Origin of the sequence: Ligilactobacillus sp., assembly GCF_036846325.1 — a bacterium.
GTDB lineage: Bacteria > Bacillota > Bacilli > Lactobacillales > Lactobacillaceae > Ligilactobacillus.
Genome location: NZ_DAIUCE010000037.1, coordinates 8,149 through 16,993, shown reverse-complemented (window position 1 = coordinate 16,993; position 8,845 = coordinate 8,149). Strand labels below are relative to the sequence as shown.

The following is an 8,845-nucleotide window of genomic DNA, read 5'->3' as shown; positions in this document are numbered from 1 at the left end:
ACGCACCATGAAAAACTCGTCAAGGTTGCTTGTGAATATTGCAATAAATCTCATTCTCTCAAAGAGCGGAACGTTTACGTCCTGCGCTTCTTCCAGTACTCTCTGATTGAATTTCCATTGAAGTTTCCGTCTGATTGCTTAGCAATGCACAAAGATTAGGAATCAGCAAGCTTCCTCCAATAGTTGCCAAAACAGCAAAAACTACCATCAGTCTCTTGTGTTCTTCAAAAAAATCCTTCAACTGCTCAAAAAAATCCATCTTGTCACCTCCCTATTATTAAGGACGCAAGAAGATGGAATTTTTTTCTTTAATTTCTAATTAATTTTATGTTTTTCAAGATATCTCACGGCATCATCGAAACTTCTGACAGGAACGATTTTCATTTTAGTCTTGATTTTCTTAGCAGCAGCAACCGCTTCTTGATAATTTGTCCTTGCATTTTCATCGTACTCTTTTTCAGACTTGGAAACAGGGTTGTTTGGAGCAAAAAATATTTTGGCACCCGCCTTTGAACTGGAAACGACCTTTTTATCAATTCCGCCGATGTCGCCAACGCTTCCGTCAGCATTCATTGTCCCAGTTCCCGCAATTTTTTGTCCCTGTCGCAAATTAAAACCCGTCACTTGCTGATATATCGCTAAAGTCATCATCAGACCTGCAGAAGGACCCCCGATTCCTTCCATATCGGCAGAAACCTTGATTGGCGACGAAACCTCGGTCCTGTCAGCCAGCGTAATCCCGATTCCCGCCCGATGAACGCCGTCTAACATGACCGTTTGGCCTTTTGCCTGCTTAGACTTTCCGTTATGAAGGTACGTCACGGTAATTTCTTTTCCTTTTCTGTATTTTGAAATCGACTTGATAAATTCTTGCGAACTGTCATAATGTCTTCCGTCTATAGCGGTCACAACATCTCCGACTTGTAATCTGTTCCTGAAATCAGAATTTTCCGCAACTGACATGACGTACATTCCGACGTATTTTCTTGATACTTGTTTGCCTGCTTTCTTCAAAGCAACATATTGTGCTTCGTTAACCGCATCATTCATATAATATTGCTGAACCATGTCATACTCTTTTGCATTCGAGTCACCCAGCAATTCTGATTTTGAAAGTCGCTCGGTAAAGGGCATGAAAAAACTTGCTAAAAAGCTTGCCGGGGTAGCTCGACAGATTGAAACGTAAACCAGCATGTATTTTCCCTTTTGCTTGTCTTTTTTACCGTTAACTTTAATATAGTCAGAGATGCTTTCAGCAGATCCTGGCATTTCAAGATAATATGGGACAGGTACAAACAAGAATGCCAACAATAAAATAATCGCTGAAAAAATCAGCAGAATTCTGGTTCTTAAATTCTTGTTCCTTGACATTGCGATTAAACCTCTTTCAGTTTGTTTTCCAATGCCCGTGCCGTCTTTTCCGGAACTAAACCGCACAGGTCTCCTCCAAATCCGGCAACTTCCTTGACCATGCTTGAAGAAATGAAACCATATTTTTCATCCGTTGTCAAAAGAATCGTTTCAATCTCAGGGGCCAAGTGACGATTCATCGACGCAATCGACTTTTCATACTCAAAGTCAGCAGTATTTCTGACTCCGCGAACTATTCCGCAAGCCCCCAGTCTTCGTGCGACATCAACCGTCAAATCATGAGGAGCCGCTATGACTGAAACATTTCCCAAGTCTTTAATTTCGTTTTCAATCAGCACTTTTCGTTCCTCAAAAGAAAACAACGTTGTCTTGCTCGTATTTTCAGCAAGCAATACAATGACTTCATCAAACATTTTGCCTGCACGCACGATTAAATCAAGATGTCCGTTCGTCAAAGGATCAAACGTCCCCGGAAATAAGACTTTCATGCTATTATTCACCCCCAAGATAACGATAGAATGTCAATTCGGTAATCCCGTAGTCTGCTTTTTTGACAAATTCATACCCGGTAAGCTCTTCTGGAAGCTTTGCCTCTTTATCCGTTTCACAAATTATCAAAGCTCCCTCATTCAAAAGCTTTAATTCGAAAACTTCGCCCAGGAGCTTGACAATCTCTTGTTTTTTATATGGTGGATCCAAAAAAACATAATCAAAGCGCTTTTCTTCTTTTGCGAGCTTAAAAATAACTTTGTTCGTATCACCCTTAATTACGCGAAACTTTTCTTTTGCCTTGGTTACTTCAATATTTTCATTAATTGTTTTGATTGCTTGATACTGTCGATCAATCAGAGTTGCGGAATCCGCCCCACGCGATACGGCTTCAATACTCAAGCCTCCGCTTCCGCCAAACAAGTCCAAAACGTTGCCTCCGTTTAAATAAGGCCCGATAATATTGAACATCGATTCCTTAACTTTGTCCGTTGTCGGGCGAGTCTTCATCCCGGGAACGGCTTTCAAGCGTCTGCCGCCAAATTCACCTGCTACAACTCTCATACGATTCTACCTGCTTCTTTATTTTTTTCGCAATCTTCCTCAGTCTGTTTGAATCCAGAATCGAGATCTCTTTCGTACTCCGTTCTCAAATTTGGTCGTTCTGACAATTCAACGCCCTTGACAAATCGAAGCTTCTCAATTTTTTTAATATTTTCTACAACGTCTGCCGAATCCATATATAAAACGACATACTTCATTCTGCGGGAAACATAGCTGATCGTACCAAACCTGCGAAGCTGTTTGCTTTGTTTGAGGTGGTAAAGATAAACAAAAACACCTTGCCGACTCCTGATTTCAAATTCCAAAATAATCACTTCCTAATCCTCGACCACAATAATGACCAAAGTTTTTTTGAAAACCACACCGATTTTTTCTGTTTTGGAACTGCTTAAAGGTTTCCAAATATTTCCGTATAAATTATTATCAGTATAAAATAACGTATTTGTCAAGATTGGTCCCGCAAGATACACGCGATAACCGCTAGAAACATCTGCATCTTTCAGAAGGGCTTTCGAAATATTTTTAGGAACACGATAAAATATCCGCGTATTTTCAAAAGTTTCGGCTCTAATCAGCCGATATTCTTCAAATTCTTTTTTACTTAGATACTTCTTAGGATTCGCTTCAAGACGATTCATCAAATCCAGTGCTGCACATTCGGCATTGTAGTCATACTCTACCGGAACGTTTCCTTCTTGCAGTCGTTTGACGTTCAACTGACTGATCAGATCTTTGCTGAAATCACCATCATGTTTTCCCCAGTCAATTTTGCTGACATATCTCGACGGCAACCTTGTAATATTTGCCTTTAAGAAGCTCATTTTTGTCAAGATAATGAATCGCATAGACGGCCTTCCTTTTTCCTGGCATGAAGTCAAGAATTGCATAACTCCCATTATCAAACGATACCAAAGGATGATTATTCAAGTCATATTCTGAAAGTTCAATCTGTGCCGTTTGTTCATTAACGTCAAATGCAAAATTGGCATAAAGCGTCGTCTTCTTCAAAACCTGATCCATGCTCATCCCAACGCTGAGCTGTTGCTTTAGCTTGGCACTCAATTCAATAATGTCGCAGACTTTCTTCGTGTATTTGTCGATTCCGACTCTCAAATAGTCATTTTGATTAACATCATAATTCCACCACTCAACGCCCTCGACTGAATCAATTTTTTCGTCCGGTTCTCCGAATTTATCCTTAAAATAAGAATTTGACACGCCGATATAGCGTGCCAAACCCTCTGTATGAAGCGCTTGAATCTTTGGAGACGTTAAGTTTCTGGTTCTTGATCGTTCAGTTTTTTCATGTTCTCCGTTTGACGAGTCAAACGGAGCTGCGGCATAACTGATTGTTAAGACCGCTAAAAAAACAAGCGTAAATCTCAAAAGAAGCTTTTTCATCTGCAAAACCTTCTGCTTATTTTACTGGTTCCAATTCCATCAAAAGATCCTGACTCTGCAAAAGATCTCCCGCTTTGACGTAAATATGGGTGACTTTACCGTCATGCGGTGCCTTGATCGTAGTTTCCATTTTCATGGCTTCCGTGACAATCAAAGGATCACCTTTTTTGACAATTTGATTCTTTTCAACAAGAACCTCCGTTACCGATCCGCTGAGCGTTGCGCCGATATGATTGGAATTCGTCGGCTCTGCCTTCGGAATCGCCTTGACTTTTGCTTTCTTGCTCTTATCGTGCACGATAATCCGCAAATTTTGACCGTTAAGCGAGAAGAAGACAACGCGATTTCCATCTTCGTCGGCATCAGAAATCGAATCAAGACGAATGATTACTGAACGCCCTGGCGCAAAATCGACATGAATCGTCTCACCCTGACGCATCCCCTGATAAAAGACTGTCGTTGCCAACGCATGCATTGAACCAAATTTTTCAGAATTTTGATTATAGGTCAAGAAAACATCCGGGTACAAAACATAACTCAAGACTTCTTCTTCACTTGCTTCACGTCTGATTTTCTGTTCCAGCTCAGACTTAACGGCCTTAAAATCGACAGGCTCTGCCAAACTTCCCGGGCGAACCGTAATCGGCTTTTTGCCTTTCAAAACGACCTCTTGAAGTTTCTCAGGAAAACCGCCGTATGGCTGACCGAGTCCGCCCGCAAAAAAGTTCACGACGGAAGCAGGGAAGTCAAGAACCTTGCCACGTTCAAGAATATTATCCTTGTCAAGATTGTTTTGAATCATGAAAATTGCACAATCACCGACAACTTTTGAACTAGGCGTAACCTTGACAATATCACCTAAAAGCTTGTTTACTTCGCGATATTTTGCCTTAACAAGCTCAAAATCCTCGATTCCGAGCGCCAGGGCCTGTTGTTTCAGATTCGAATATTGACCACCGGGCATTTCAGTTTGATAAATATCCGGCTGAGGAGCGTTGATGCCGTTCATGAAATCTTGATAGAACGGCTTGACTCCGGCCCAATAATTATTGACCTTTTCAAGATTTTCCATGTCAAGCTGCGGTTGACGCACGTCGCCCTCCAATGCATAATAAAGGCTTCCCATGCTTGGTTGACTTGTTGTTCCTGAAAGAGCACTTGCCGCAACGTCAATGACGTCTACGCCAGCCTTTGTTGCAGCAATGTATGTCGGTATGCCGTTGCCGGTCGTATCATGCGTGTGCAAATGAATAGGAACGTCAACTTCCTCCTTCAAGGCAGAAACAAGCTCGAAAGCCGCCTTTGGTTTGAGAAGTCCCGCCATATCTTTGATACCGATAATATGAGAACCGCAATCGACAAGCTGTTTTGCCAAATGCTTATAGTAATCAAGCGTATACTTTGTCTCTTCCTTGCTCAAAACGTCGCCGGTATAGCACATCGTGCCTTCGGCGATCTTTCCGGCATCACGGACGTACTTGAGCGGATTTTCCATCTGTTCAATCCAGTTCAAGCTGTCAAAGACACGAAAAACGTCGATGCCGTCTTCTGCACTTTTTTCGATAAAGGCTTTAAGAACGTTGTCCGGATAATTTTTGTATCCGACTGCGTTAGAACCGCGCAAAAGCATTTGCAACAACGTATGTGGCATCTTTTTGCGCATCAATTTCAAACGTTCCCAAGGATCTTCATTCAGGAAACGATATGCAACGTCAAATGTCGCACCGCCCCAACATTCTGCAGAAAAGACGTGCGGGAATGCCTTGTCGTAAACGTCAATTACGGGAGCCATGTCTTTAGTCCTCATTCTTGTGGCAAACAGGCTTTGATGAGCATCACGCATCGAAGTATCGGTCAAGAGAACACGATTTTGATCCTTGACCCATTGCATTGCAGCCTCTGCTCCTTCCGAATCAAAGACCGATTTGGCATTCACAACCCCTTCTTCAACGTTGAGAGTATCGCCAAATTTGATATCCGGAACAAAAAGCTTGTCATGCCTCGTTACGCCTGGGAAACCATTGACCGTGACTTCACCGATATATTTAAGCAACTGATTGTTCGTGTTGTTGCTCTTCTTGATCTTGAACAGTTCCGGCGTATTGTCGATAAAAGTAGTATGAGCTGCCCCGGCCCTGAAGACGGGATTGTTGATAACATTGCGCATAAATTCGATATTCGTCTTGACGCCGCGGATTCTGAATTCACCAAGAACGCGATCCATCTTATCGACGGCTTCCCCAAAGGTTTTTGCCTGAACGCAAACCTTGACAAGCAACGAATCAAAATAAGGCGTAACAACGGCACCAGCATAGGCATTCCCGCCGTCAAGACGAACTCCGAACCCGCCCGGTGAACGATATGTTTCAATCTTGCCAGTATCCGGCATGAAGTTGTTTTCCGAATCTTCAGTGGTTATACGGCATTGAATGGCGCATCCTCGATACTCCATGTCTTCTTGCTTCGGCAAATGAAGGTCTTTAAACAAATCCTTTCCTGCCGCAACCAAAATCTGGGACTGTACCAGATCGATTTCAGTGATCATTTCAGTAATCGTATGTTCAACCTGAATACGCGGATTGACTTCGATGAAGTAAAACGCATCATCCGTAACCAAAAATTCGACCGTCCCTGCATTTTGATAATGAATGCTCTTGGCCAGACGGACTGCAGCATCGCAGATTTCCTTGCGTCGATCATCAGGAAGAACAATGCTTGGCGCAAATTCGATAACCTTTTGATGGCGCCTTTGAACGGAACAATCCCGTTCGAACAAATGCAAGACATTTCCATGCTTGTCACCCAGAATCTGGACTTCGATATGCTTTGGATTTTCAAGATACTTTTCAACGTAAAGCTCATCATCGCCAAACGACTGCCTTGCTTCCGAACGTGCCCGATTGTATGCATCGGGAAGCTCATCATCGCTGTTGACGACGCGCATACCGCGACCACCGCCGCCCATTGCGGCTTTGACCATAATCGGATAGCCGTATTTATGCGCAAAATCCTGAACTTCTTCCAGTGATCTTACCGGATCTTCAGTGCCTGGAATGGTTTCAAGCCCTGCAGCATGTGCGACTTCCTTTGCCTCAACCTTGTCACCGAACATTTGGAGCTGTTTAACCGTTGGTCCGATAAATATAATGCCTGCATCCTCGCATTTTTGTGCAAACTCTTCATTTTCAGATAAGAAACCATAACCGGGATGAATGGCATCAGCCCCGGTCATCTTGGCAATTCTGATGATGTCATCCATATCAAGGTAGGCATCAATCGGCTTTTTGCCGGCCCCGACCAAATAGGCTTCATCGGCTCTAAAACGATGAACGCCATACTCGTCTTCTTTTGCATAGATTGCAACAGTTTTAAGATGGAGTTCATGACACGCGCGGATAATGCGAATCGCAATTTCCCCACGATTGGCAATCAAGATTTTCTTCATCGATAACACCACTTTCAAAAAATTTAAATTAAATAATTTACATAACTTCTAAGTCTCTCTGTCTCCTTTGATCTTTTTGCCTTGATGATATCATCAGCACAAACCCCAAACAGGCAGAAAGAATCCATACGCTGGATCCGCCATATGAAACAAACGGCAATGTCACACCCGTAATCGGCACTAACCCGCAAACGGCGCCAATATTTAGAAATGACTGAGTAAAAAACAACGTTGCCGTTCCGTAGCAAATCAGTCTGTCATACAATACATTTGATTTTGCACCAATGACAATAATCCGAATAATCAAGGTCGCCAAGGCTACCAGGATAATCAAGACCCCAATAAAACCAAGCTCTTCGGCTGTCACCGAAAGGACAAAATCAGTATAAGGCTCAGGCAGATAGCCTCTTTTCTGAATGCCGTTGCCAATTCCCAATCCGAAAATTCCGCCGTTGCTAATGGCAATGTACGAATTGACCAACTGCTTGCCTGAAGTCGCAACGTGGGTAAACGGATCCTGATATCCTATGAACCTTTGAATCGTATAAGAATGAAAATTTTCCTTCATCCATGAAACAATGCTGTCCGACTTAAGCAAAAACAGGCCCAGCATCACAACTAAAGAAGACGATCCGAAAAACAAGACATTGCCAATTTTTCCGTTCTTTCTAGAGCAAAGAACAGATACCGCGAACAAGACAATCACGATCGAAGAATTGATGCAAAGTCCTCCAAAATCAGGTTCAAAAATAATCAATACGCCAATAACAAGCAGCGTGACAATTACGGAGGAAAGATAAAATTCCTTGCCCTTCTTTTTATTGTCATGTCGCTTATTAAGTTCTCTTGAAAGCCACAAAACCATCATGATTTTGCAAACCTCTGAGGGTTGCACGCTGACCGCTCCTAAGCTAATCCATGCTCTGGCGCCATTGACCGGGGCAGTGAAAAACAAAACAAAGATCAGCAAGAAAATCGTAAGAAATTTCAAAGAATTGGTCCAGAACTTATTCAATCCCTTGCTATTGAATGCTGAAATCCCAAACATTATCAGCAACCCTACAAAATCAAAGATGACCTGGCGCGTAAAATACGACGTGGTGCTTGCATTTGCATACGCCAAATTGGTCGAACTTGCAGAATAGACCATCAGAACCCCGATTATGCACAAGATGATGGTAGGAATCACAATCAAACAATCACAATTCACAAAGGCTCTTTTTAAACTAGAACTAAATTTCATTATTCATTCCGACCTTCTTGACCTCTAAACGCCTCGTCACGAATATCATCCAGGTCATCTTCGAGTTCGCGAACCATTTTCTTGCCGTCTGCAAGCGTCAAGAAACCGCATGACACTGCAAAACGCACTTCACAAGTGAAACCATAGATTCTTGTATCAGCAACCTCTTCAAATGCCGGACATTCCGTCAAACATAAAAAATTGCGTTGCTTCTTAAGCAAATGCCGAATATTATCAGCATCTTTTTGGAGATTTTCAAGTGCTTTCTGTTTTGAAACAGTTTCGCCCATCATATTTCCTCCTATATCCGAATTATATCATAAATAAGCCTT

Annotated in this window: 11 protein-coding genes; all 11 read right to left on the bottom strand. The window is 42.4% G+C overall.

Annotation, left to right across the window (positions count from 1 at the left end):
* Positions 1–96: hypothetical protein (locus V7Z60_RS05220; RefSeq protein WP_334116793.1), on the bottom strand; the 96-nt coding region annotated here is incomplete at its 3' end.
* Complete coding sequence (locus V7Z60_RS05215) at positions 59–259, bottom strand: hypothetical protein (RefSeq protein WP_334116790.1); 201 nt, start codon at positions 257–259, stop codon at positions 59–61. The genes V7Z60_RS05220 and V7Z60_RS05215, both read right to left, overlap by 38 nt.
* A gap of 56 nt (positions 260–315) precedes the next feature.
* Positions 316–1,371 carry a SepM family pheromone-processing serine protease gene (locus V7Z60_RS05210; RefSeq protein WP_334116789.1) on the bottom strand — a complete coding sequence of 352 codons (1,056 nt, stop codon included), beginning with the start codon at positions 1,369–1,371 and terminating at the stop codon, positions 316–318.
* 5 nt (positions 1,372–1,376) lie between these two features.
* A complete protein-coding gene (coaD, locus tag V7Z60_RS05205; RefSeq protein WP_334116788.1) occupies positions 1,377–1,859 on the bottom strand; it encodes a pantetheine-phosphate adenylyltransferase in 483 nt (160 codons plus the stop codon).
* A 4-nt stretch (positions 1,860–1,863) separates the two neighbouring features.
* A complete protein-coding gene (rsmD, locus tag V7Z60_RS05200; RefSeq protein ID WP_334116787.1) occupies positions 1,864–2,424 on the bottom strand; it encodes a 16S rRNA (guanine(966)-N(2))-methyltransferase RsmD in 561 nt (186 codons plus the stop codon).
* The gene (locus tag V7Z60_RS05195; protein ID WP_334116786.1) at positions 2,421–2,738 is read right to left on the bottom strand and encodes a YlbG family protein; all 318 of its coding nucleotides are present in this window, start codon (positions 2,736–2,738) and stop codon (positions 2,421–2,423) included. The genes rsmD and V7Z60_RS05195 overlap by 4 nt, the downstream gene beginning before the upstream one ends.
* 3 nt (positions 2,739–2,741) lie before the next feature.
* Positions 2,742–3,215: a hypothetical protein gene (locus tag V7Z60_RS05190; protein WP_334116785.1), complete on the bottom strand. Its 474-nt coding sequence runs from the start codon at positions 3,213–3,215 to the stop codon at positions 2,742–2,744.
* Complete coding sequence (locus V7Z60_RS05185; RefSeq protein WP_334116784.1) at positions 3,187–3,825, bottom strand: CAP-associated domain-containing protein; 639 nt, start codon at positions 3,823–3,825, stop codon at positions 3,187–3,189. The genes V7Z60_RS05190 and V7Z60_RS05185 overlap by 29 nt, the downstream gene beginning before the upstream one ends.
* Positions 3,826–3,841: 16 nt before the next feature.
* Complete coding sequence (locus V7Z60_RS05180; RefSeq protein ID WP_334116783.1) at positions 3,842–7,270, bottom strand: pyruvate carboxylase; 3,429 nt, start codon at positions 7,268–7,270, stop codon at positions 3,842–3,844.
* Between the two features lie 37 nt (positions 7,271–7,307).
* Entirely contained in the window at positions 7,308–8,420 is a 1,113-nt protein-coding gene (locus V7Z60_RS05175; RefSeq protein WP_334116792.1) for an FtsW/RodA/SpoVE family cell cycle protein, read from the bottom strand.
* A gap of 92 nt (positions 8,421–8,512) precedes the next feature.
* Entirely contained in the window at positions 8,513–8,803 is a 291-nt protein-coding gene (locus tag V7Z60_RS05170) for a DUF1507 family protein (protein ID WP_334116782.1), read from the bottom strand.
* Positions 8,804–8,845: the final 42 nt, after the last annotated feature.